Annotated in this window: 23 protein-coding genes; 16 read left to right on the top strand and 7 right to left on the bottom strand. The window is 34.4% G+C overall.

What is annotated here, in order from left to right:
• Nucleotides 1-253 precede the first annotated feature (253 nt).
• Nucleotides 254-1,105, bottom strand: a complete 852-nt coding sequence (locus tag ACIQ4I_RS04595; protein WP_403093257.1) for a helix-turn-helix transcriptional regulator — start codon at nt 1,103-1,105, stop codon at nt 254-256.
• 122 nt (nt 1,106-1,227) lie between these two features.
• Here ACIQ4I_RS04595 and fabF point away from each other — a divergent pair, with 122 nt between their 5' ends.
• Entirely contained in the window at nt 1,228-2,463 is a 1,236-nt protein-coding gene (fabF, locus tag ACIQ4I_RS04590) for a beta-ketoacyl-ACP synthase II (RefSeq protein WP_403093256.1), read from the top strand.
• Nucleotides 2,464-2,662: 199 nt separating this feature from the next.
• On the opposite strand, the gene ACIQ4I_RS04585 is transcribed toward fabF, so the two are convergent.
• A complete protein-coding gene (locus tag ACIQ4I_RS04585) occupies nt 2,663-3,373 on the bottom strand; it encodes a VIT1/CCC1 transporter family protein (RefSeq protein WP_403093253.1) in 711 nt (236 codons plus the stop codon).
• 653 nt (nt 3,374-4,026) lie between these two features.
• Between ACIQ4I_RS04585 and ACIQ4I_RS04580 the strand changes: the two genes are divergently transcribed.
• From ACIQ4I_RS04580 to ACIQ4I_RS04560, 5 genes are all read left to right on the top strand, one after another.
• Entirely contained in the window at nt 4,027-4,512 is a 486-nt protein-coding gene (locus ACIQ4I_RS04580) for a DinB family protein (RefSeq protein ID WP_403093250.1), read from the top strand.
• 259 nt (nt 4,513-4,771) lie between these two features.
• Nucleotides 4,772-5,704, top strand: a complete 933-nt coding sequence (locus ACIQ4I_RS04575) for an MBL fold metallo-hydrolase (RefSeq protein WP_403093249.1) — start codon at nt 4,772-4,774, stop codon at nt 5,702-5,704.
• A gap of 57 nt (nt 5,705-5,761) precedes the next feature.
• Nucleotides 5,762-6,142 (top strand): hotdog family protein, encoded by a 381-nt coding sequence (locus tag ACIQ4I_RS04570; protein WP_403093246.1) that lies wholly within the window; start codon nt 5,762-5,764, stop codon nt 6,140-6,142.
• A 226-nt stretch (nt 6,143-6,368) separates the two neighbouring features.
• Complete coding sequence (locus tag ACIQ4I_RS04565) at nt 6,369-7,040, top strand: helix-turn-helix domain-containing protein (RefSeq protein WP_403093244.1); 672 nt, start codon at nt 6,369-6,371, stop codon at nt 7,038-7,040.
• A 181-nt stretch (nt 7,041-7,221) separates the two neighbouring features.
• Nucleotides 7,222-7,821, top strand: coding sequence for a uridine kinase family protein (locus tag ACIQ4I_RS04560; RefSeq protein ID WP_403093243.1), 600 nt, complete (start codon nt 7,222-7,224; stop codon nt 7,819-7,821).
• A 438-nt stretch (nt 7,822-8,259) separates the two neighbouring features.
• Here ACIQ4I_RS04560 and ACIQ4I_RS04555 read toward each other — a convergent pair whose 3' ends face one another.
• Nucleotides 8,260-10,833: a heavy metal translocating P-type ATPase gene (locus ACIQ4I_RS04555; RefSeq protein ID WP_403093240.1), complete on the bottom strand. Its 2,574-nt coding sequence runs from the start codon at nt 10,831-10,833 to the stop codon at nt 8,260-8,262.
• An 11-nt stretch (nt 10,834-10,844) separates the two neighbouring features.
• Nucleotides 10,845-11,165, bottom strand: coding sequence for an ArsR/SmtB family transcription factor (locus ACIQ4I_RS04550; RefSeq protein ID WP_403093238.1), 321 nt, complete (start codon nt 11,163-11,165; stop codon nt 10,845-10,847).
• 134 nt (nt 11,166-11,299) lie between these two features.
• Between ACIQ4I_RS04550 and ACIQ4I_RS04545 the strand changes: the two genes are divergently transcribed.
• The 5 genes from ACIQ4I_RS04545 to sspO all read left to right on the top strand — a co-directional run bounded on the left by ACIQ4I_RS04545 (nt 11,300) and on the right by sspO (nt 15,670).
• The gene (locus ACIQ4I_RS04545) at nt 11,300-11,893 is read left to right on the top strand and encodes an SCO family protein (protein ID WP_403093236.1); all 594 of its coding nucleotides are present in this window, start codon (nt 11,300-11,302) and stop codon (nt 11,891-11,893) included.
• A 198-nt stretch (nt 11,894-12,091) separates the two neighbouring features.
• On the top strand, nt 12,092-12,760 hold the full coding sequence (locus tag ACIQ4I_RS04540) for a response regulator transcription factor (RefSeq protein ID WP_403093233.1): 669 nt from the start codon (nt 12,092-12,094) through the stop codon (nt 12,758-12,760).
• A complete protein-coding gene (locus tag ACIQ4I_RS04535; protein ID WP_403093231.1) occupies nt 12,750-13,793 on the top strand; it encodes a sensor histidine kinase in 1,044 nt (347 codons plus the stop codon). The genes ACIQ4I_RS04540 and ACIQ4I_RS04535 overlap by 11 nt, the downstream gene beginning before the upstream one ends.
• A 49-nt stretch (nt 13,794-13,842) precedes the next feature.
• The gene (locus ACIQ4I_RS04530; protein WP_403093229.1) at nt 13,843-15,339 is read left to right on the top strand and encodes a multicopper oxidase family protein; all 1,497 of its coding nucleotides are present in this window, start codon (nt 13,843-13,845) and stop codon (nt 15,337-15,339) included.
• A gap of 169 nt (nt 15,340-15,508) precedes the next feature.
• The gene (gene sspO / locus ACIQ4I_RS04525; RefSeq protein WP_403093226.1) at nt 15,509-15,670 is read left to right on the top strand and encodes a small acid-soluble spore protein O; all 162 of its coding nucleotides are present in this window, start codon (nt 15,509-15,511) and stop codon (nt 15,668-15,670) included.
• A 239-nt stretch (nt 15,671-15,909) separates the two neighbouring features.
• On the opposite strand, the gene ACIQ4I_RS04520 is transcribed toward sspO, so the two are convergent.
• Together ACIQ4I_RS04520 and ACIQ4I_RS04515 are read right to left on the bottom strand one after the other, a co-directional pair.
• Nucleotides 15,910-16,620, bottom strand: coding sequence for a Dph6-related ATP pyrophosphatase (locus tag ACIQ4I_RS04520; RefSeq protein WP_403093224.1), 711 nt, complete (start codon nt 16,618-16,620; stop codon nt 15,910-15,912).
• A gap of 658 nt (nt 16,621-17,278) precedes the next feature.
• Nucleotides 17,279-18,034, bottom strand: a complete 756-nt coding sequence (locus ACIQ4I_RS04515) for a peptidoglycan-binding protein (RefSeq protein WP_403093222.1) — start codon at nt 18,032-18,034, stop codon at nt 17,279-17,281.
• 297 nt (nt 18,035-18,331) lie between these two features.
• Here ACIQ4I_RS04515 and ACIQ4I_RS04510 point away from each other — a divergent pair, with 297 nt between their 5' ends.
• Nucleotides 18,332-18,940, top strand: coding sequence for a TetR/AcrR family transcriptional regulator (locus tag ACIQ4I_RS04510; protein WP_403093219.1), 609 nt, complete (start codon nt 18,332-18,334; stop codon nt 18,938-18,940).
• Nucleotides 18,941-19,031: 91 nt separating this feature from the next.
• Nucleotides 19,032-19,403, top strand: a complete 372-nt coding sequence (locus tag ACIQ4I_RS04505) for an iron chaperone (protein WP_403093216.1) — start codon at nt 19,032-19,034, stop codon at nt 19,401-19,403.
• 102 nt (nt 19,404-19,505) lie between these two features.
• On the opposite strand, the gene ACIQ4I_RS04500 is transcribed toward ACIQ4I_RS04505, so the two are convergent.
• Nucleotides 19,506-20,360 (bottom strand): class I SAM-dependent methyltransferase, encoded by an 855-nt coding sequence (locus ACIQ4I_RS04500; protein ID WP_403093213.1) that lies wholly within the window; start codon nt 20,358-20,360, stop codon nt 19,506-19,508.
• A gap of 755 nt (nt 20,361-21,115) precedes the next feature.
• Here ACIQ4I_RS04500 and ACIQ4I_RS04495 point away from each other — a divergent pair.
• The 3 genes from ACIQ4I_RS04495 to ACIQ4I_RS04485 all read left to right on the top strand — a co-directional run bounded on the left by ACIQ4I_RS04495 (nt 21,116) and on the right by ACIQ4I_RS04485 (nt 23,785).
• Nucleotides 21,116-21,955, top strand: coding sequence for a YitT family protein (locus tag ACIQ4I_RS04495; RefSeq protein ID WP_403093210.1), 840 nt, complete (start codon nt 21,116-21,118; stop codon nt 21,953-21,955).
• Between the two features lie 384 nt (nt 21,956-22,339).
• Nucleotides 22,340-22,738: a DoxX family protein gene (locus ACIQ4I_RS04490; RefSeq protein ID WP_403093208.1), complete on the top strand. Its 399-nt coding sequence runs from the start codon at nt 22,340-22,342 to the stop codon at nt 22,736-22,738.
• Between the two features lie 111 nt (nt 22,739-22,849).
• The gene (locus tag ACIQ4I_RS04485) at nt 22,850-23,785 is read left to right on the top strand and encodes a ring-cleaving dioxygenase (protein WP_403093205.1); all 936 of its coding nucleotides are present in this window, start codon (nt 22,850-22,852) and stop codon (nt 23,783-23,785) included.
• The last annotated feature ends 31 nt before the right edge of the window (nt 23,786-23,816 follow it).

Genomic DNA, 23,816 nt, shown 5'->3' with positions numbered 1-23,816 from the left:
TTCATAAGTTTCGAACCATCGAGATTCAGAATGGGAGAGATTGGTCAATATCGATAATAAAATCACAGTTGTAATAAATAAAAGAAAGAAAGGACGTAGTAAAAAGAAAAGGCGTATCACATAAAAAGTGACTACACCTGTGAGATAAATTAATACCAAATAACTATTATTGTACACTTGGGGTTCTTAAGCCATCAAGCAATTGGCCGGAATAAATGATTCATGATAGGGACTAGTGTAATGAAATTATTTTTTAATATTCATAGGAAACCTTTTTCATTAGTCGCTTTAATTTATTTTCTGTATCTGTTTCATCTATTGGTGTATAGATACTACACCGTAAATCTATATCACCTTGAACTTGAAGAGAAGTTAAATTAAACAACATTTTGCCTGCTTTAGCATGTCTAAATTCAATTGTCATTTCTGGAGCCTTACTTACTTGACTTTCTTTCCAAAATTCCTTGAATTCCGGATGAGAAGCACTCATTTCTTGAATAAACTGATTGTACCATTCATCGCCTAAATAGTGTCCATAATAGGTACGGAATATGGCAAGAAATCCTTTCACAAATTGTTCCCAGTTAACGGCCAATGATTTAAATTCTTTTCTCTCGAATAATAAACGAATCAAATTTCTCTGTTGACTCGGTATTTGTTCAAAATCTAAAAAAACATAAGCGGCTGCGGGATTCCACCCCACAATATGACAATGTCGATCTGTAATTATAGTCGGGCAATATGTTAATTCAGCTAGTATTCTCTTTAAAGAAGAGCTAAGATCTGAGTGATCATTTTTGACATTTGAAATTTCTGTTTTTGTTTCTAATGCTAAGTCATATAGGTAGTCTTTTTCATCATTATTTAATTGTAAAGCTGTAGAAATACAATCAAGTACATTTGATGAAACCTTTATATCCCTACCTTGTTCCAACCAGGTATACCAAGTAGTACTAACACCTGCTAATTGCGCAACTTCTTCTCTTCTTAATCCTTGTGTTCTTCTCCGAGATCCAGCGGGTAATCCAATAGACTCTGGTTTTATTTCGGCTCTCTTAGCTTTTAAGAAAGCTGACAAAGCTTCAAGCCGAGTTTCTTTCTTCATTTAAAAACTCCTGTTCATTTTAGTTTAACCTAGAAGCGCTTATACTAGTATAACTTATAATCTTGTAATAGGATAAATGATTTGTAGAATATAAGTATATTATTTAATTGGAGGTATTAAAAATGGAAAGAGTAGTGATTACTGGTATGGGAGTTGTTTCTCCAATAGGAAACAACGTTAAAACATTTTGGAATAATATTAAAAATGGAGAATCCGGTATATCCGTTATTGAAACCTTTGATGTCACTAACCATAAAACAAAAATTGCTGGCATTATTCAAGATTTTAATGCAGAGGAACTTTTAGGGATAAAAGAAGCGAGACGTTTAGATCGTTTTTCTCAATTTGCTTTGGCTGCGGCAAATCAAGCGTGGGAAGATTCTAGATTAGATATTAATTGTGTAGATTCTGAAAGATTAGGCGTATATGTAGGTTCAGGAATAGGTGGACTTGAAACTTTGATTGAAAATATTGATGCTTTTAGACAAAAGGGACCAAGGAGAGTGAGTCCGACTCTCGTTCCTGCTATGATATCTAATGCCGCTGCTGCCCAAATTAGTATCAAGTGGAATGCAATGGGACCTTCTATGTCTCCAGTTTCTGCTTGCGCAATTGGAAATACAGCTATTGGGGAAGCTTTTAGACTAATTCGCTCTGAAGAAGTTGACGTTATGTTTGCTGGTGGAACAGAGGCAGCTATAACAGACTTATCAATAGCAAGCTTTGGTAACGCCACAGCATTATCAATAAGAAACGATAATCCCACTAAAGCTAGTCGTCCATTCGATGAAAATCGAGATGGATTTGTCATGTCAGAAGGAGCTGGAATATTAATCTTAGAGTCTTTATCTCATGCTTTAAGTAGAAAGGCAAAGATTTATGCAGAAGTTATTGGATATGGTGCAAGTTCAGACGCTCACCACATCGTAGCTACACATCCGGAAGGTAAAGGTGCTTATCTTGCAATGAGATCAGCTTTAAAAAATGCCAATATATTGCCTGAAGAAATTGATGTTATTAGTGCCCACGCAACAAGTACAAAAGTGGGGGATATCTCTGAAACGATGGCAATTAAGCAGTTATTTGGAAAACAAGCTTATCAAATTCCAGTAACAGCTAATAAATCTATGGTGGGTCATATGTTAGGGGCAGCTGGTGGAGTAGAAGCAATTGCTTTAGCAATGAGTTTAAAGGAAGGGATAATTCCTCCAACAATTAACTTAGAAAATCCTGATCCTTTATGTGATCTAGATTATGTACCGTCTGTTGCTCGCCAAGTGAAAATAAATACAGGTATATCTAACTCATTCGGTTTCGGAGGTCATAATGCAACGATTGTTCTAAAGAAATACGAGTGAATAAACTTTCAATCATAAATCTAACCGTTCCACTTTAAACGGTTAGATTTATTTCATTATAGCCCGATTGCTGAACTAGGTTAAACGATACCCATTGGCTATCTTGGTTAAGATTGAACCTTTCATGCACTATAAAAAAACACGTAAGACATAAAGCCGCACGTGTCCGGATTTAAGTATCGTTTTATTTGTGAAAAAGTTACGAAATTAATCTTGCAATTAAAAAGGCGATACCTGCTGCTAAACCGCCGACCAATGTCGTTTGAAAAGCACTCTTAAACGGCTTAGCTCCAGTAAACTGTCCTTTTACAAATCCGAAAATAAACAATGCGATGAGTGTCATAATGACGGAAAGAAGAAGGGCTGAGTTAGCATTTGGGATGATCATATAAGGGAACAAAGGAATGAGACCACCAACTATATAGGATCCACCAATTGTAATGGAGCTCGTTATTGCACGCTTTGGTTCTGGCTTCTCAAGTCCAAGTTCGTATTTCATCATGAAATCTGCCCATTTTTCAGGATCTTTACTCATTGCAGCAACTGCCTCATTGATTGCGGATTCAGGTAGATTCCATTCTCGTAATATTTCAGCTACTTCTTCTCGTTCTCGATCTGGCAATTCCACAATCTCTCTTCTTTCCCGGTCCAGTTCAGATGCATAGTGCTCTTCGTCCGTACGTGCAGCAAGGTAACCGCCAAGCCCCATTGCAATTGACCCCGCAGCAATTTCCGCTACGCCTGCAACGACAACTAAACTTGCATTTGAAATGCTACCTGATAACCCAGCGGCGAGTGCAAACGGAACTGTCAATCCATCAGCCATACCGATTACAATATCACGAATTAGATCGGATGCCATAAAATGCTGTTCATCATGTGTTGGTTTATTCATATTAGTTTGAGACATAGAAATCTCCCTTCTTTATTTAAACCATCCCTACATAAGGCGAAAATGTATCGTTCCCCATAAAATGACACATGGTGATTTACTGATCGAATAGCCATGTATTAAATTTAATAATAATATTTAACTATTTTTACTAATCATACGAAAATAAGATATCCGTCCTGCCTTATCCAACATTTTTCCCTTTAGGGATTTTCTTATGCATTCCTACACATTTCAACAGTGGTGCAGTTACTTCATAACTTCTCAGGTGAAAATCCGATGGTGTATAAGTGTTGAAAAAGAAGTTTCTGTTAGAGTGTCCTGCGATAATGTGTTCTTCTGCTTTTTAATTTTATATATATAAATCTTTCAAATTTTAACTCAGTAAACTAAGTATAATTAAGTCTGATATTCATATATAAATAAAGGGTTTAAGACAGTGGAAGCGCTCAATATGTCGGAAATATCCTTGTTGATTGATAGAGCTTAATCTGATTCTCTAATTATGATAATACTTAAATAAAGGAAGAGTGAATCATGCATAAAATCAATTGATAATTCAATGAATCTATTATTAAAGGTTTATTACCTATTTTTTATTATAAGGGATTTTTATTAACAGACCTGTGGAGTTTTAAGGTTAAAAATAGAAGTAAAGGGGAGGGCTTTTGTTGAAAACATTTTTTAGATATAACTGGATGGTAAGAGAAGACTGGTATCGTTGGTGTGAAGAGTTAAGTGAAGAAGAACTTCTGCAAAACCGTACGGGAGGTATGGGAAGTATATTGCATACACTTTTCCATATAGTTGATGTCGAATGGAGCTGGATACGTCACTTACAAGGTAAAACTGACTTTCAGGAGAGTTTCGATGGATATAAAAGCTTGAATAGAGTTCGAAAATTGGACGCTGAATTTCATTTTGAAGTGGAGGGATTTGTGAACAACTGGGATGCTAGTATGGAAAATCGTTTATTATACGATACTTTACCAGATGGGAAAATGGAGACATATACATGGGGTGAAATTATGCGACATACTATTGCTCATGAAATTCACCATATAGGACAATTATCAATTTGGGCAAGGGAAATTGGAAAAAGACCTGTTTCTGCAAACCTTAAGGGTAGGGGGCTTTACTCTCATTCCGATAAGTAATTCAATACTCAGTTTGTGAAGCTTAAGATAACTAGCAGTTTAGTTTAAGAAGGAATATTCAATTACTATATCGAATTAGAGATAAAACTAATAGAGTTCAAAGGTATTTTTTTATAAAGAACTTACTCTTTCAAACCGTAAAAAAATAAAATTAATAATTGAACGTTCAATCGTAATTGAGTTCATAACTTTTTAGGGGGAATAGCTTATAAAAAAGTCCAATATTATTTTCTTTGAAAGGCAATTTCCAAGTGCAAACATGATCCTTATTAAAGATCAGCTCCCGATTCTTATTGATACTGGTTTTGGAAGCGATGTGAAAAATACAGAGCAATTAGTTAAAGATGTAGGCGTTTCACCAGAAGAATTACACCTTATTGTGAACACACACTATCATAGTGATCATGTAGGTGGCAATTATCATCTTCAAAAAAATTATGGTGTCCCGATTGCTGCTCATAAATGGGACGCCGAATTAATTAATTCTGGTGACCCTGAATCCTGTAGTGCAGAATGGTTAGATCAACCTGTAGAACCTTATCGAGTTGATAGAAAACTATCGGATAACGATGAGATTCATGCAGGAAGCAGAACTTTGAAAGTGTTGCACACACCAGGACATACCTTAGGACATATTTCTTTATATAATCCAGAAGAGGAAATCTTAATTTGTGGAGATCTCTTTCACAAAAGCGATATTGGGTGGTTAAATATCTTCCGAGAAGGTGTTTCATCTATCCTACGTTCGCTAGAAAGTTTGGATCGGTTGTCCACGCTTCCGATTCAAAAAGCATATTCAGGACATGGACCTCAAATAGATAATCCTATTGCTTCTATTGATTCAGCAAAGAAACGATTTGAAAAGTGGCTTAAGAATCCAGAAAAAATTTCATGGCATGCCCTAAAAAGGATTTTTTCATTTACATTAATCATGAAAAACGGATTGGCAAAAGAAGAAATAGATGACTACCTACTAAACTGTGGTTGGTTCCAAGATTTTGCACGCTACTCCTTCCATCGTCAGCCTGAAGAATTTATACAAACCCTTTTAGATGAGATGATTCGTTCTGGAGCAGCAACCTGGTACAATAATCATTTAATGGCTACCGCCCCATACCAAGCGCCACAAAAAGAATGGCTGGATAAAAACATAATGCCAAAAGGTTGGAAACATCAAAATTTGTTCACTTAACAAACAAAATGCACAGATTTTTAATGAAAATAACACCTTTAAGAGAGGGAGATTTATATGTCCTTAAAAGTAGGAGATATTATTTCGTTCGAACGGACATTTACAGTAAGTGATGTTAAATTATTTACAGAAATCTCAGGTGATGAAGGGATTCACCATAGAACCCTAGATGAGCAGGGGCGACTTGTTATTCAAGGACTTCTAACGGCTACCCTCCCAACAAAAGTAGGTGGGGATAATAACGTACTTGCTCGTAACATGAATTTTGAGTTTTTAAAACCTGTGTTTACCGGTGATACTATTATTTGTGAAGTGAAAATAGAAAAATACGAATGGCAAGAAAATAAAAATCGAACTGCTATTTATACGTCTTTTTTATGTAAAAATCAGAATGAAATAGAAGTCTTAAAAGGAGACTTTTCAGGTGTAATTCTATAAATTCTTGATTTTCGAAATAAAATAAGATCGAATAAAAAACGCATCAAACTGAATGCGTTTTTGTTTGTATAATTACTTTATAAAATATATTCCTACTATTGATAGGAGTAGACAAAATAGTCAAGTTGTATGTTACAATTAACAATAATGCATAAAAATGTAAATTTTATTTACGCTCAATATAATTGGTAGAAATATTAGTAATAAAACGGGAGGAGATTGCAAAATGAAGTATTTCCAATCTGGTGAAGTCGCTGACATACTCAATATTTCCACGGGATCCTTAAGGTCATATGCACAACTATTAGAACATGTGGGATATGAGTTTAAAAAGAATGTAAATAAGCAGCGACAGTATAGTGATCATGATGTTAATATTCTTAGCGCTATGCTAGCTCTAAAAAATGAGCATGGTTTAGCGCTAAAAGATGCAGTAGACAAGGTTTCGAGTGCTGACTTTGCGCCTTCTAGCGTACTTCAAACAATCGCAGAGCACCAAAGCGAATTACCTAGCGTGTTACCAAATGATATCAAAAGTAACGAGTTTTATCAGATACTAGAATTATTAACGAACGAAATGGTAGCGCTGAAAGGCGAAAACCAAGAATTAAAGGCGCTAATAAGTGCGCAAAACGGTGCTATAAGAGATTTAGAGAACAAGCAGGATAGGGCTTTAAAAGCAATTGAACATCCTCAAAAAAGTCCCGAGTTCAAGCACATGGAGGAACAGTTAGATACAATGCTAAGGCATCAAACAACGTTAGCTGAAACTGCACCAAATACTAACTTTTTAACTGCTGAAATTCGTATATTAAATTCTAAGATTGCCGAATTAGAAACATTGGCAACAACCGATGGAAATAAAGGTGGTTTTTGGTCAAGGTTGTTTAAAAAATAGGCTTTGTTAAATTTGTATGTTGAAAGTTGGCCGAGTGAGCGGTAGATAAGCCATCCAAAATCTAGAACTTATCTAAGTTCAAGTTATAAACAATTTACTTCTTCATCTATTGCGGTAGTTTAGTTTAAGAAGTAACTGGGAGAGAACACTTTTAAGTGGATTGCTAGGAGAGGATACCAAAATGAGAAACGAAGAATATCGTTCTTTAAGACAACTGTTCGGCAAGGTAATTAAAGGTAATTCTAAAAAGCAATCCACTTTCTTGATTGGAATAGATGGTTGTGGCGGCTCTGGAAAAAGTACATTTGCCGATAAAATAAAAGAGGATTTTTTAGATGTAACAATTGTTCATATGGATGATTTTTATCTTCCTTCCTCTCTGATTATGAAAATAGAACCTACTAAAAAGCCTATTGGAGCTGATTTTGATTGGATACGATTATTGAATCAGGTGTTAGAACCTCTAATCCAAGAAAAAGTGGGATGTTACCAAAGATATGATTGGAAAACGGATTGCCTAGCTGAATGGCATACAGTTCCAATTGGTGGCATTGTAATAATCGAAGGTGTATATACCATTCGAAAAGAACTGGCTGACAAATATGATTTGAAATTATGGGTTGATTGCCCAAGAGATATTCGTCTTTTAAGAGGCTTAGAAAGAGACGGAGAAGAAGCTCGTGAAATGTGGGAAAGTAATTGGATGGTTTCGGAAGATATGTATGTTGAGGAGCATAAACCATTTGATAGAGCAGACCTAATTGTGAGTGGGGTTAAATAAAAGCCTTATTCAACTAATAGGGGCTTAGTATAGAAGACGATAGCATATAAAATAACTTCCACAAAAATGGAATTTATTTTTCCTGTAGTATCAACATTAAGCTTTAATAGAGTCAAAAGATAAGATGAATGTAAAAAAGGCAGGACTTTGGCTATTCTTAGCTAAAGTCCTGCCTTTGCTTTTAATTTATCCTATTTATCTTTACCAAAATAGGGAACTCCAATAATAGCCGTTAATTCAGTATCTGGTAATTTTACGGCTGATATGCTGAACCTTATGAAGGTTTATTGTGTAAAATGTTTTCACACTCTCTTTTGACTTCAGAAAAAATAATACTTGCGAAATTGGGTGATTTACTTGCGACTTGGCTCTGTTTACTTGCGAATTTTTAAATTGTATTTGCGTTTACAGCAAATTACGTCCTCGATAGATCCATATCTATTCTTTAAATTTTAGCAATCTTATTGCATTTAAAATAACAATTAATGCAGCTCCTGTATCACTTAAAACAGCCATCCAAAGTGTAAGCGATCCTGTAAAGATTAAGACTAGTGCTATAACTTTAATGATGATACTGAACCAAATATTTTGTTTAATAATTGTTAAAGATTTTCTACTTAACTTCATTGTGTGAGGCAGCTTATCCAGATTATCCGCCATTAACACGATATCTGCAGTTTCCATTGCTGTGTCAGTTCCTGCACCACCCATAGCAATTCCTAAATCTGCAGTTGCGAGTGCTGGAGCATCATTAATACCGTCTCCAACCATTGCCACTTTATAGCCTTCATTTTGCAAATTCTTGATAGCAGATACTTTATCTTCAGGTAGTAAATCTGAGAAATAACGATTCACATTCGCCTCTGAAGCAATCATTTTTGCGGTTCCCTCGTTATCCCCTGTCAGCATAACTGTTTGCCTTACTCCACTTTGTTTTAGAGCATTTAAAGCCGAAACTGTTGTTTTACGGATTGTATCTGAAACAGTAATAATCCCGATAATCTCACTCTGTTTCCCTATAATTACAACGGTTTTCCCTTTGTTTTGCGTCTCTTGAACTTGATTCTTTAAAGAATCGCTAATTTCTTGGAATAACTTTAAATTACCAGCGTAATAAATTTCACCTTCAATGGTTGCTTGAACGCCTTTACCAACAATATTTTTGAATAACTCACCATTCTTAGGTTGAATTCCTTTTTCGTTAGCATATCGAACGATCGATTTAGCGATAGGGTGTGTTGAGTAATCTTCTAAAGTGAAAGCTATTGAAAGTAATTCTTCTTCTGTTACTGTTAAAGCCTTAATTTCTGATACTTTAGGCTTTCCTTCAGTCAAAGTTCCTGTTTTGTCAAAAGCAATCGCATTGATGACACCTGCTTTTTCTAAGAAAGTACCGCCTTTAATTAAAACCCCGTTCTTCGCAGCGTTACCAATAGCGGATACGATCGCAACAGGAGTGGAAATAACTAAAGCACAAGGACAAGCTACAACTAGTAGTTCTAAACCTTTATAAAACCATTCTCCCCAAGCACCTAATCCAAATATGGGAGGTAGCACCATCATTACTAACGCTAGAATGAATACAATCGGTGTGTAAATACTTGCAAATTTATCTACAAACGCTTCTGTTGGTGCTTTTTGTTCTTGAGCATCTTCAACCAAATGAATAATTTTGGAAATGGTTGTATCTTCAACTAGCTTTGTGACTTTGATTGTAAGGGAACCATGCTCATTGATTGTTCCCGCATACACAATATCCCCAATTGTTTTATCAACGGGAATCGATTCTCCTGTTATAGGAGCCTGGTTAATACTTGATTCACCTTGAATGATTTCACCATCTAATGGAATTTTATCTCCAGGCTTAACAATGATCATTTCACCAACTGTAACGTTGTCAACTGGTTTTTTGATAATCTCTGATCCAATTTGGACCCAAGCTTCTTGAGGAGCTAGATCCATAAGTTTACTGATTGATTTTCTAGTTCGTTCAATTGATTTTGTTTGTAAGAAAGTACCGATTGCAAATAACCAGACAACAGTAGCTCCTTCAAACCATTCTCCTATAATAGCAGCACCAATAGCTGCAGCAGACATGAGAACATTCATATCCAGTGAACGACTTTTTATGGAATAAAATGCACTCTTTACAGGTTTTATTCCACTGATGATCATCGCCATTGCATATAGAATTGTTGACATCCATGTAGAAATATCATTTAAAGCTCCAATAAAACCAAGAGCAATTAAAATACCTGAAAAAATGATTAAGTTATTTTCACCTTTAATTTTTTTCTTCTCTGCCAATTTATTTACGGAGGGTAATGAAGCCTTGTAACCAATTTTTGATACCTCAGAAATAATGTCATCCACATTTCCCGAATGTTCGATTTTCAGTTTCCCAGTTGAAAAATTAACACTGGCACTTTTTACGTAATCAAGGGTTTTTAAGTGGTTTTCAATACTCTTAGCACAGCTACTACAGTCCATACCTGCAATATCATACGTTTTAATATTGCTTTTCTTATTTACAGGTTCTGCAGAATAACCAAGTTTTTTAATTTCACTCTCTATAGGGATGAATGCATCAAGGTTAGTAGCGGCCACCTGCATTTTGGCTGTACTGAAGTTAACTCTAACCTCATTAATATCCTGTAGTTTACTTAAACCTTTTTCAATCGTTTTAGCACATGCTGCACAATCCATTCCGTACACTCTATATGCCATCTTTTCACCAGAAGAATATGAATTAGAATTTACTTCTTCTGTGGATTGTTCATGATCATGAGAAGTGCTACAGCAACTTGATTTTTCTAATATATTTACCGAATCCTTCGATGGATTATTGCTACAACAACTATCTAATTCTCGCCTTATATTAAGCTTTGGAGATGTGGTGGTATGATTGGAGCAACAACTTAAATTCTCTTGTTTTGATTTTTCAGAAGAGCTACAGCAACTATCTTTATTATCATTAGATGCATTATTTGAGCCACAACATTGATCAGCCAATTGAATCACTCCTAGTATATATGATGTTTACAACATGCTACGTCACTTTGAACATCCTCAAGAACTACATCGAACATTGTTAATAATTCTCTAATTTCTTGATTTCTTAAACCGTAATAGCAATATTTCCCTTCATTTCTTCCAACGATAATTCCGCAACCTTTTAAACAGGCAAGGTGTTGTGAAATGTTAGACTGATTTCCTTTAATTTCTTCTACAATTTGAGAAACCGTTTTTTCTTGATTTTTGATACATTCTAAAATTTGAATCCTTGTTTTATTAGAAAATCCATGAATTAGTTTGACTTTCATATCTATATTGATATTTTTCATTTTTTTCCTCCAGACATATTAGTCGAATCTAATATGTTTTGTTATTATTATATTAGTTATGACTAATATGTGTGTCAACAAAAAGTTCAAAACTAAGTTGGAAAAGAAAAAAAGAATGAAGGAGAGAAAGAAGGATGAAAAAAGGATACATAACATTATGCCTTTTATTAATTGCTACCGTACTGTTAACTGCGTGTGGTAAAAAATTTGAGGCTGAAACAGACTGGAAAGTTGAAAATTTTAACTATACGAATCAAAATGGCGATGAAGTTTCTTTAGACAACCTAAAAGGGAAGCCTTGGCTTGCAATGTTTATCTTTACGAATTGTGAAACAGTTTGCCCACCTATGACCGCGAATATGATGGATATTCAAAAAGCTTTTAAGGAAAAGGGTTTGAAAGACTATAATATCGTTGGATTTAGCATCGACCCTGAAAATGATTCACCAAAAGTATTAAAAAAATATTTGGCACAATATCCAGTACCTGATGATTCAAAATGGAATTTACTTACTGGTTATTCGCAAGATGAAATTGCTGATTTAGCAAGAAAGTCCTTCAAGACAGTAGTAAAGGATGATCCAAATTCTAACCAGGTAATTCATGGTACTAGCTTTTATTTAGTCAATCAAGAAGGGGTAGTAGTGAAAAGCTATAATGGCTATCAAAATGTATCTACTGATACTATTGCATCAGATATGGAAGCATTAATTGAGGATGGTAAATAATTTATATTTTCTCAAATGAACTCACTAAAAATTACTATTATTAGTCAAACGAACGAAGGCATTGATCCAAGAAGGATTAATGCTCTTTTTCGTTGAAGTTATTTAACTAAAGGGTGTAGTTCAAAGGAATAATATTCCAAAATAATATTTATTTAAAATATAATTATTAGAATCTATTGAAAACAGGTGAAGTTATACATGAAAGTATTAATCATAGATGATGAAGAAAAGATAACAAATGTATTGGTTTCTTATTTTGAAAAGAATGGGGATACCACGTATGTTGCACATACAGGAGAATCAGCAATTCAAATAGTGGATAAGGTACCTCTGGATGTAATTGTTTTAGATTTAATGTTGCCAGATATGGCAGGGGAGGATATTTGTGAATACGTAAAATTAAATTATGATATTCCAGTAATAATGCTTACGGCAAAGATCTCAATTGAAGACAAATTGAAGGGATTTGAGATTGGCGCTGATGATTATGTAGTAAAACCATTTCACCCTAAGGAAATATTAGTGAGAGCAGAGAGGCTATTACCTGATTCACACAAAAAACAAGTTATACAATTTGGACAGCTAGAAATTCACAAAAGTGAAAGACGGATATTATTAGATCATGAAAGTATTCAGTTAACTCAACATGAATATAACATTTTACTGTTATTAGTCGAAAATCCTAAAAAGGTTTTTAGCCGTGATGATATTATAAAAAAAATATTTGGGTTTGAGACTGATGTAAATCCACGTGTCATTGACCAACATATTAAGAATCTCCGTAAAAAAATTAAGGATAAATATATTCAAACCGTTTTCGGTCTAGGATACAAGATGAATGAAAAGGTTGAAGAAAATGAAATTTAACGTCAAAGTTGCGTTCATTATAGCAATTTTTACTTTAAGCATGCTTTTAATTATTACTGGTATTTTGCTTTATAAAGGTCATGAACATTTAATGATGCTTCATATAACAGATTCGCAAGAAGTTATTCATCATTTTGATCTGGCATTAAGAGAAACTGCAATTTGGTCTATAGCCTTATTACTCATCGTCATATTAATTTCTAGTTTATTAATTGCTAGAGCATTGGCAAGACCTATTCAGGAAATGAATAATTTTGCCTTATTCCTTGTTCAAGGAAAACGTAACTTACAAATTAAATATACAACCGATGATCAGATTGGCCAATTAGGTCAATCATTATTAAAACTTGATGAAACATTAAGAACCTATGAGATTCGTCGGAAGGAAATGACTCAAGATCTTGCTCACGAAATTCGAAATCCGCTAGCATCGATTAAAAGTTATTTAAGTGCCTTCGAGGATGGTGTTTGGAAAGCTACTCCAGAACGTTTACAGGCTTGTGTAGAAGAAATTGACCGCCTAATAATCCTTGTTGGTGAATTAGATACTTTTAATGATATTAATAATCCTTCATTTAAAGTTGTGAAGAAAGAACAGTCAGTAGCAAATCTAATCGAAAAGTCAGTTTTAGGAATAGCAAGTGAATTACTTGATAAAGAAATACAGCTAGAATTGGAATTAGATCAAACAATCCATGCATATGTAGATGAGCTTCGATTGAATCAAATTCTTCATAATATTATTAAAAATGCCATGTACCATGTTCAAAGAGAAGGATATATTTTTATCAAATTATTTGAAGAACAGAATTACTTTAAAATTCTTATACACGATAACGGAATAGGTATGGATTTAGAAACAAGTAAGAAGATTTTTGATCGAAATTATCGGGGGAAGAACCTCTATACTGGAAGTGGAATTGGGATGACAATTACCAAAAAACTTGTTGAGGCACATGGAGGTACGATTTCAGTAAAAAGTCATGTAAATGAAGGAACAACTTTTTATATAAAAATGCCTCTTTCTACATAATTTCTACACAACTGTTTCGTATGATGATTGCGAAAGGACGTGTTGATGTATGAAGAAAGTGGCACTTGCGGGTATTATTGTTAGTTTAGGATTACTCGGTGCTTGTAGCCAGGGTAATAGTGATATCTCTTCCAATAAGGGCATGAAGGGAATGGACCATTCGTCTATGAATATGGAGGGCATGGATCATACTAATATGAACCATGAAACAATCACAGAATTAAAAAGTAGTCTAGGTGAAAATGAATTAACGTATCCATATGTATTGAAACCAGATCAGATGAATTACAATACCATTTCATATACAATTCGAGCTCAACAAGGTACTTCTGAGATATTTGATGGAATTAAAACAAAAACATATGGTTATAACGGTGATTTTCTAGGGCCTGTAATTCGAGTACAAAAAGGAATGAACGTTACAATTCATTTAGTGAATGATTTACAAGAAGATACAACTTTTCATTGGCATGGACTTGAAATACCTGGTAACGAAGATGGAGGGCCACATAAAGTGTTAAAACCAGGAGAAACAGAGACCATTCACTTTACAGTTCAGCAAGATGCAGCAACACTTTGGTTCCATCCACATCCAATGCATGAAACAGGAAAACAAGTATTTAAGGGATTAGCTGGTTTGCTTTATATAGACGATAAGAATAGCGAAATGTTGAATATTCCTAAAACATATGGTGTAGATGATTTACCAATTATTCTACAAGATAAAACATTCACTGATGATAAACAACTTGTTTATGACAAAGTGATGAACGAAGACGGTACTTCAGGGGATACGCTTTTGATTAATGGAGTAGTCGATCCAAAATTAACAGTAGATCGCAAAAAAGTTCGCTTACGTATTTTAAACGGTTCTAATATGAGAAGTTATACGCTGCATTTTAATAATGATATGGAATTCCAACAAATCGCAAGTGACGGAGGCTTTTTAAATGAACCTAATACAACAAAAGAGATTGAAGTTGCACCTGGTGAACGAGCTGAAGTGATTGTAGATTTAACAAAAGTGAATGGAAATGAAGTTTCTTTAGTAAATGAAGACAACAAAACAATTTTGCCCATTCATTTAAAAGGAACAGTAAATAATTCCAAAACAACAGAAACTGTATATCAATTAAATTCTGTTAATGCTACCGATGAAATGAAAAATAAAAAGGTTACTAAAACAATAAAATTGGCTGGAATGATGAACAATGTGACCATAAATAATAAGAAATTTGATCCGAATAGAATAGATTTCATCCAAAAACAAAATGAAACTGAAGTTTGGGAAATAGAAAATGTAAAAGATGCAATGGGGGGGATGAACCATCCATTCCACATTCATGGAACACAATTCCAAGTAGTATCAGTTGACGGCAAAGAACCACCAGCAAATTTATCTGGTCTAAAGGATACGATATCATTAAAACCAGGACAAACAGCAAAAATTGCTGTTAAGTTTACGCATAAAGGAATCTATATGTACCATTGTCATATTCTTGAACATGAAGATAATGGTATGATGGGGCAAATTAAGGTAGAATAAATTAATATTTATATCACTCGGCTGTGAAATCAAAGCTAATTCCAACTTATGCAGAAGGTTATACTATTAATATTTGGATTTAAATACTTTTACAGTATCCAACGTTTTCTTATTGTTGTTGAATACTTCATAAGAATTTGCAAAACCTATTCTTATGGAGGTGGAAAACATGAACAAAGTCCAAAAAGTAAGTAAGCAATTGGGTAAAGATTTCAGTGATAAGCAAGCGACTCGTCAGCAACAATCGAGACAATTTAATCAGGAATTTGCAAATGAGCCATTAACAGCAACAGAAAAGTTAAATAATAAAAAGACAAAGAAAAGACAATAGGTGGAAGTAGAAGGGCTAACTCAAAAGTCATTAATAAAGAAACCGACACTATAAATTGTGTCGGTTTCTTTATTATATACGTCCAAAAAATAGATTGGACAGTTGTATCATGAATTTTCTAATTTCCCAGTATCTGTTGTTCCATATGGAAGAATCACGTAGATTTTTGCAGTAAGTGCCTGGGGAGATTCCCTTGCTCCACTTTTCAATTTGATATGGATTTTTATCGAAACTCTGTATTAATAGTTATCCATACCCGCCATCTGATCAAGTTCCAATGGCAAAAAAGCATAATCTCCGTCTTTGATAATCTCACATTTACGAACTGGAATAGGGCGTTTAAAAATGGGACCATCTATCACTGTGGTATGGAACTCTCCACCTTCTCCGCAGGGGTCAATACCACGAGCTTCAAGCTCCTTCACGTATTCATGGGTTAACGTTCGCCCTAAATCCTCCTCTCGCATGCCAAGTGATAAATTAACAGTTACAATGATCGTTACAAATCCTAGATTTATGAACTCTTCGACAGCTTCACGATGGTTCATTTCCCATAAAGGCATCCCAAGCTTTAATCCGGCATTCTTCGTGACCTTTTCATGCCAACAGCCATGAGCAGGCATATCTAAGTCTCCAGTTACTAATACTTCTGCACCTTGATTTTTAGCTTTGTCTAAAAGGCGCATAAATACTTTTTCATAATCTGCCCAACTTGCAGCTGCTGTATATACGGGCAAACCTATAGATTTAGCTTGAGCACGTATAAATTCCAGAGACATTCCATGGGATCTGGAACGTTTCCCTTCATCCTCCAGCATCACGATCAATCCAATCGCTTCTCCCGCATTCGCTGCTTTATACAGAGCTAAGACACTATCTTTTCCTCCGCTAAAAGAAGCTATAAATTTATGCCCACGAGCACTATTTTTCCAATCCTTTATTTCTGCCATTCGTATCTTTCCCCTTTATTTTAACGACTTTTCCACGATGCCTGTTATTAGCCGATTTCATATATGAGTTTTCATAGCTCTATTTGTTTGATTTTATCACGATTGTACCTTACAGATAGGATATTATTGCATCCTGGTACAAAAAAACTTAAAATTCTAATGATGAATAAAAGAGAAGTTCATCTCAAAGAAAATGCTAGTGGTGCTGTAATATATAGAACAGGAAGAAATTCAAAAATAAAATATAAAAACATAAAAGAAACGCCATCCTTTCCTATAATTCTACAGAAAGGATAACGTCTTTTTTTACTTTATGGATAGTCCAAAACTTTAGTTTTATAGCGATGTGACGATACCTAATATAGCCGTTTAATAATTATTTCAGTTACCTTTATATATTTACATAATCATCTTTATCAAAATGTTCAACTGTTGGAAATGGATCATATGCCCAATACCAGAGTGGCTGCGACCAAGGGCATACAAACGTTTAAAGGTCCTGTATTACAACAAAGAAAGTGTTTATCTTAATGGAAAAACGGTCGTAACAAAATACTGTCACATAATTATCTTGTAACAATATTCGTTTTCACCCCTTAATAGAACTTACGTGTAACTACTAACTACATAAATCTAACACATTTCATTATTATTATTATTATTTAAAAAGCCTTTTCCATGTCTCAGGTCCTGGATAACCATCAGCATCTTTGCCCTTCCACCCTTGGGCTCTTTGGAATGCTGCAACCGCTTGTTTGTCTGCATTACTCCACTTAGGACCAGGACCAACCTTATAGTATTTACCGTAGCCTTTTTTTACAAGTTGATTGCCAAGCATCGTGACATATTTGTTATTTGCACCCGGCTTGAAATATTTGCTTCCTGGGAATGGTGGTGCTTTAATAGGCTTAGTACCGCTCCCCGGAACATGAATAAAATTACTTACACTAGATACGGAAACCGTTCGTACACTGTAGCCGTGTCTATATACATGGTTATATTCTTCAATCTTAATTTTTTTATTATCTTTACTTACTTCAGCTACATAAGCAACATGACCAAACTTACCACCAGTGAATTGAGCAATTGCCCCAACCTTTGGGGTATGATTAACTAAGAAACCAATTTTTTTTGCATTAGTGGCCCAATACTTTGCGTTATCAAAATGACCACCCTTCATATTATTGGAGAATTTTTTACCCGAATGATTCATTCGCCAAGCAATAAATGAGGTACACTCTCCCTTATAGAACAACCATGGATCGACTCCCTGTTGGCCTTTGTAAGGATAGTCATTTCCAAGAACTGCAGCAGAAACATTAGAAAAAGGGGCAACTACAAACAAAGCCAACAATAAAAGAGCTGCAAGTACTTTTTTCAAGATGATACTATTTACTTTTCTAATTTCAATCATCCTTTCCATTTAAATATTATATTTGGGTCTTACTTCTGAATATTTCTATTGGCTTAGATATATAAATGGTTATAGATACTAATTACTCATGGTGGAATAAAGATAAATGGTGGGGGACGTATAAGATAAAGGGTAACAGCTATTTCTTTATAATTCCTTGAGATAATGTCATTAAATCCACTCCTTTATACGTGTTATTTTTTAATACCAACTAGTTGGTATTTATTAATGTATTATATGGATGAGGTATGCGTTACGATTAATTAAATACTTAGTTCTTTAAAAAAGGGGGGTTTTATGTTAAATCATCATCAAAAACAATCAGAAGAAACCATTAACAAATTAATGCGATCAGGAATTGAATTGTTTTCTAAGCAAAGTTATTCTAGTACAAGCATTGATCAAATTGTAAAACATGCTGGTTACTCTAAAGGTGCTTTCTATGCTCATTTTTCTACCAAGGAGGAGTTCTTACTGAGGTTGATAAAAGAAGGTATTGATTTCTATTTTGAGGATTTAAAGGAAGCCCTTACTCAAAAAGATTGTGATTTACTAAATACATTTAAAGAATACTCTATACGTTTAGTGAATGAGGCTTATGAAAAGGGGTCTTCTCCTATGCTTCTCCAAGGATGTATGGTTTCGAATGAATTACCTCAGATAAAAGAAAAGCTCATTCTCCAAATGGAGGAATGGAGGTCATTCCTTACACATTTATTTCAGAAAATGAAGGACGAAGGTATTGTCGGAAGTCCATTGGATGCTAGAACTTTAGCGACGGCTAGCATGGCTCTTTTTAATGGATTTAATCTGCAACATTTTGTTGATAATCGAATTCAAATACAGGACGTAGTAAGTGTTTTTGTTGAATTACTTCAAATTCAAGAATCCAATAAAAAAGATTAATAAGTGCATTCTTTCTGAATGATAACCAATGCAAGGATACGCTGAGAATTTGAGTTTTTAGCGGCAATAGCATAATACCGAGGAGGAAGACATGGAAGTTTTCGAAAAATATTTAGCAGGTATCGATAATCCCGACCATCGCGACCGTACAGAGGAAATTTTAGCGTGGATTGTTAATAAATTCCCGAATTTGGAACCGCAAATCAAGTGGAATACACCAATGTTTACCGATCACGGTACATTTATCATCGGTTTTTCCACAACGAAGCACCATTTGAGTGTTTCCCCCGAAGAAGTAGGCATTGCTCACTTTGCCGATGAAATCGTCCAAGCTGGTTACAGCGCTACCAAAGGCTTGTTTCGAATTCCGTGGAATGGGACGGTAAATTACGAACTGCTTGAAAAAATGATTGAATTTAATATTAAGGATAAAGTAGACTATACGAATTTTTGGAGGAGATAATACAAAAAAGCATGACACGAAAAAATGTCATGCTTTTTTGCATCTAAAGCGCCAACAGCTGTTGTACCTATTGCATACGTCTTTGCACTTGAGTTTAGTTCTTTATTTGTTGATTTTGCAATTTTCCGGATTCCAATATATTAAAGCAGCATGAAACAGATATTCGTACTCATATGTACCGTCTTTTTCTGACACATATTTATTAATAACGGTCTCCACTTCTTTAACATTATAGTGTTCATCTAAAATCTTTGTGGTGTTATCACGAATCAATTCCTCATAGGAAGAATAGCTTTTTTTACTTTGTAATTTCACCATCTTACAGTTTGCCAGAATTCCAAGCTGATATAGTACGTTTAAGATATGAATATAATCTCGCCGTCTTAAATTGATATTATATCCCATTTCATGTAATTCCATGTAGTGAGGCTTTTCTGGACCTGTTGTCATTCCAGCAATAACTAGACGGTTTGCTGCCTCATTCATTTTTAATAATGCTTTCCCAATATCATACATACGGTAGTAACAATTGAATCCAAACACAACATCATATTTTTCACTTTCTTTTTCACTTTCAAACTTGTCGTAAATCAGTTCTATGTTATCCAAACCTTTAACAGCAGCCTGTGATTCCAAAAATTGCACAATACTTTTTGAACTATCTATACATGTAAGCTTATGAACATTATCGGCGATTGAAAAGGTATAATTTCCCCATCCAGGGCCGATTTCCAATACATGATCATCACTATTTAAAAGAGGGAGGAGTTCTCGTTGTACGACTTGTGCATATGGATCTGATTTATGCCGCTTTTTTCTCTCCAACATAGAAGACCAAAAGGCTTCTTCTGCCTCATCATCTACTAATCTCTTCGGTATATTTCCATTATGATCGATCATGGATTCTTTCCATAGATCAATATAATCAAAACCTTTTTTTATTCCAGTCTTCATCATTCTGTTCTCTCCCGAACTATAAAATAGTATTTTTTCAACATAATAATCATTATTAAATCTGCTTTAATTTTAATACAAACATAGATAAAAGATTTAACAGTCCATGTTTACGGTATTTGTGTTACCAGGAAAGTATATTATTAATGATAAAAGAACTCTGGCACTATAAAATGTCAGAGCTATTTTAATTAATTTGTAGTATTTAATTCAACGTATCTATCAGGATGTAACTGAGTTTTTAGTTATTTGGTAATCACCATTGCACTAAAGAATGAGAAGAGTACAAATGCGAAATTAACAACCACACCAATATCGAAGTTCACATTACATTAATTTGTAGATAGAAGTATCTATGATTCAAGTCAGGCTTCATTATTTCAATAACTTTCAGAAATTGGTTGTTTATGTATTAGAGAATAATTATAGCACATAAATCATAGACATTTGACACATTGTAACTATGTTAATGCATTTTTAACTATTGAAAGAAATCTATTGGTAACACATGTTTAGCATTTGAGTAACAATTATCGCAGGAATATATTCATCCGAATTTGAATTGTATTAGTAAAACACTTTATTATTGGTTTGATAATGTTTTTTTAATAAATAGAATCATCAGTGTTCACTAATATATTTTTATTATCATCATTTATTAAAAAATAAAACAGACTATTGTTCGATTAACATGTTCCACGATATAATGGTGAGAGTTTGTACCTAAGAAAATATTTTTATAAGCAGTGAGGGATTGTATGAAAAAAAGAACCACAGACATTATTTTTATCATTATTGGTGCATTTCTTTTTGCACTAGGTGTTAATTTATTTGTTATTCCAAATGAGCTTGGTGAAGGTGGAGTAACTGGTGTCACGATTATTACCTACTATTTATTTGAGTGGTCACCAGGTCTAGTCAACTTAATTCTGAATGCGCTTTTGTTAATAATTGGTTATAAATTTATGAATAGGATAACATTGATTTATACGATTATTGCTGTAGTTACTAACTCGCTTTTTCTTCATCTGACAGAAGGCTGGCATATTACTTCTGATGAAATGATGGTAAATGCCATTTTTGGAGGAATATTTGTAGGGTGCGGGATTGGCCTAATCATTCGGGTTGGCGGAACAACTGCAGGTACTACCATCTTAGCAAGGATAACACATAAGTGTTTAGGCTGGAGTATGAGCTATGGTCTATTGTTTTTTGATTTAATAGTTGCTTTTTCATCTTATTTTATCATTGGTGCAGAAAAGCTGATGTTGACAATTATTATGCTATATGTAGGAACGAAAGTGATGGAATTTGTAATTGAAGGCTTGAATACGAAGAAGGCGATTACGATTATTTCTGATAAACCGGATGCCATTGCTAAACAGGTGACTACATCAATGGACAGAGGGGTAACCGTATATTCGGGTCATGGTTATTACACAAAAACCCCTAAGGAAATTCTTTATATTGTGATTAGTAAACAAGAAATTATAAAGCTGAAACGAATTGTTCAATCTACTGATCCGAATGCTTTCGTCGCTATACACGATGTTCGTGATGTGTTCGGGGAAGGATTTATTGATATTTCTAAGGCTTAAAAAGAGGTTTCTAAAAGAGTTACTCGTTCCCGATCCATAGTGCTCTTCATCCGTACGTGCGTGCAGCAAGGTAAGGGCTTCCTCAACAATCAACCGACACTATAAATTGTGTCGGTTTTTTATTGATGAGGAGAGAAAGAATGTAGTTTCGACCAAAACGGAAGTTGAGATCTAGAAAGCCCTTTCTCTGCATGATTTGTATTATCCGTAACCAATAAAAATTAATTAATTGACAATATGATTTATATGTATTAACATTATCTCGAATTCAAGATAAATTAAATTGAGATTTTAAATAGAATTACAGTTTAAGAGGTTTTTGCCTTTAAGAAAATTTTTTTAAACTAATATCTCGAATTCAAGATAAATTAGGAGGAATTAAATATGATGAATATAGGTTTATTAATAATCCGCTTAGTTATTGGATTGTTATTTATTGGTCACGGCGCACAAAAGTTGTTTGGTTGGTTCGGAGGTTATGGAATAAAAGGTACCGGAGGATGGTTTGAATCAATCGGTATGAAACCCGGAATAGCTATGGCTATTTTTGCAGGACTAGGAGAACTGGTTGGAGGAATTTTATTTGCTACAGGATTCATAACACCAATTGGGGGGATTTTGATTGCGGGAACTATGCTAATGGCAATAATTAAGGTGCACGGGGCAAATGGTTTATGGGCAACATCTAATGGCTACGAATATAACCTTACAATCCTTGCGATTGCTATCGGTATAGCATTGATTGGCCCTGGCGCTTATAGTCTTGATGCTTTATTATTCTAAAACACCTTTTTGAACATAATTATATAGGAGAATGAATTAGAAGACGGATATCGTAAACCCGTTAATGAATTTGTTACGTTCATTTAGACAAATTTAATAGGAGGAATAGAAATGAAAAAAACAATGGGAATTCACCATATTACAGCAATCGTCGGTCATCCACAAGAAAATTTAGACTTCTATGCAGGAGTTTTAGGTCTGCGTTTAGTGAAAAAAACCGTAAATTTTGATGATCCAGAAACTTATCACCTTTATTTTGGTAATGAAAGTGGAAAACCAGGGACTATCATTACATTTTTCCCTTGGGCTGATGCGCTTCCAGGTATTATAGGAGATGGTCAAGTAGGGGTTACTACTTATGTTGTTCCTAATGGATCAATGGCTTTTTGGGAAAAGAGATTAGCGAAATTTAACGTTACCTTTACAAAAAAAGAACGCTTTGGAGAACGATATTTATCATTTGATGATCCTCATGGTCTCCATTTGGAAATTGTAGAAAGACAAGAAGGCGAGAATAATTTATGGGTATATGGTGACGTTACACCAGATGTAGCGATTAAAGGATTCGGTGGAGCAACTCTATTTTCTACTCAACCAAACAAAACAGCAGACGTATTAGAAAAGGTGTTAGGTCTTGAAGTTATTGGTGAAGAGGGTGAATTTATCCGTTTCCGATCTTCTGCAGATATAGGGAATATAATAGATCTGAAAAAGATTCCAAGTGTAAAAGGTGTAATTGGTGTTGGAACAGTTCATCACATCGCATGGAGAGCAAAAGATGATAACGATCAATTGGAATGGCAAACTCATGTATCAGAGAATGGACGACATGTAACAGAAGTAAAAGATCGTAATTATTTCAAAGCTATTTATTTTAGAGAACCTGGTGAAATTCTATTTGAGATTGCAACAGATCCCCCAGGATTCGCACATGATGAATCACTCGATACAATGGGTGAAAAGTTAATGTTACCTGCTCAGTATGAACCATTTAGAAAACAACTGGAACAAAGCTTGATACCGATTAAAGTTAAAGAATTAGATTAACTAATCATAGATAAGAGTTAGAAGAATATAT

Origin of the sequence: Rummeliibacillus sp. NPDC094406, assembly GCF_044763875.1 — a bacterium.
Classification (GTDB): Bacteria; Bacillota; Bacilli; order Bacillales_A; family Planococcaceae; genus Rummeliibacillus.
This window is presented reverse-complemented; position numbering and strand designations above follow the sequence as displayed.

What these genes read in the sequence shown, in the direction of transcription:
- ACIQ4I_RS04595 (WP_403093257.1), bottom strand. Translation starts at nt 1,105, where the DNA reads ATGAAGAAAGAAACTCGGCTTGAAGCTTTGTCAGCTTTCTTAAAAGCT.
- fabF (WP_403093256.1), top strand. Translation starts at nt 1,228, where the DNA reads ATGGAAAGAGTAGTGATTACTGGTATGGGAGTTGTTTCTCCAATAGGA.
- ACIQ4I_RS04585 (WP_403093253.1), bottom strand. Translation starts at nt 3,373, where the DNA reads ATGTCTCAAACTAATATGAATAAACCAACACATGATGAACAGCATTTT.
- ACIQ4I_RS04575 (WP_403093249.1), top strand. Translation starts at nt 4,772, where the DNA reads ATGATCCTTATTAAAGATCAGCTCCCGATTCTTATTGATACTGGTTTT.
- ACIQ4I_RS04570 (WP_403093246.1), top strand. Translation starts at nt 5,762, where the DNA reads ATGTCCTTAAAAGTAGGAGATATTATTTCGTTCGAACGGACATTTACA.
- ACIQ4I_RS04565 (WP_403093244.1), top strand. Translation starts at nt 6,369, where the DNA reads ATGAAGTATTTCCAATCTGGTGAAGTCGCTGACATACTCAATATTTCC.
- ACIQ4I_RS04560 (WP_403093243.1), top strand. Translation starts at nt 7,222, where the DNA reads ATGAGAAACGAAGAATATCGTTCTTTAAGACAACTGTTCGGCAAGGTA.
- ACIQ4I_RS04550 (WP_403093238.1), bottom strand. Translation starts at nt 11,165, where the DNA reads ATGAAAAATATCAATATAGATATGAAAGTCAAACTAATTCATGGATTT.
- ACIQ4I_RS04545 (WP_403093236.1), top strand. Translation starts at nt 11,300, where the DNA reads ATGAAAAAAGGATACATAACATTATGCCTTTTATTAATTGCTACCGTA.
- ACIQ4I_RS04540 (WP_403093233.1), top strand. Translation starts at nt 12,092, where the DNA reads ATGAAAGTATTAATCATAGATGATGAAGAAAAGATAACAAATGTATTG.
- ACIQ4I_RS04535 (WP_403093231.1), top strand. Translation starts at nt 12,750, where the DNA reads ATGAAATTTAACGTCAAAGTTGCGTTCATTATAGCAATTTTTACTTTA.
- ACIQ4I_RS04530 (WP_403093229.1), top strand. Translation starts at nt 13,843, where the DNA reads ATGAAGAAAGTGGCACTTGCGGGTATTATTGTTAGTTTAGGATTACTC.
- sspO (WP_403093226.1), top strand. Translation starts at nt 15,509, where the DNA reads ATGAACAAAGTCCAAAAAGTAAGTAAGCAATTGGGTAAAGATTTCAGT.
- ACIQ4I_RS04520 (WP_403093224.1), bottom strand. Translation starts at nt 16,620, where the DNA reads ATGGCAGAAATAAAGGATTGGAAAAATAGTGCTCGTGGGCATAAATTT.
- ACIQ4I_RS04515 (WP_403093222.1), bottom strand. Translation starts at nt 18,034, where the DNA reads ATGATTGAAATTAGAAAAGTAAATAGTATCATCTTGAAAAAAGTACTT.
- ACIQ4I_RS04510 (WP_403093219.1), top strand. Translation starts at nt 18,332, where the DNA reads ATGTTAAATCATCATCAAAAACAATCAGAAGAAACCATTAACAAATTA.
- ACIQ4I_RS04505 (WP_403093216.1), top strand. Translation starts at nt 19,032, where the DNA reads ATGGAAGTTTTCGAAAAATATTTAGCAGGTATCGATAATCCCGACCAT.
- ACIQ4I_RS04500 (WP_403093213.1), bottom strand. Translation starts at nt 20,360, where the DNA reads ATGATGAAGACTGGAATAAAAAAAGGTTTTGATTATATTGATCTATGG.
- ACIQ4I_RS04495 (WP_403093210.1), top strand. Translation starts at nt 21,116, where the DNA reads ATGAAAAAAAGAACCACAGACATTATTTTTATCATTATTGGTGCATTT.
- ACIQ4I_RS04490 (WP_403093208.1), top strand. Translation starts at nt 22,340, where the DNA reads ATGATGAATATAGGTTTATTAATAATCCGCTTAGTTATTGGATTGTTA.
- ACIQ4I_RS04485 (WP_403093205.1), top strand. Translation starts at nt 22,850, where the DNA reads ATGAAAAAAACAATGGGAATTCACCATATTACAGCAATCGTCGGTCAT.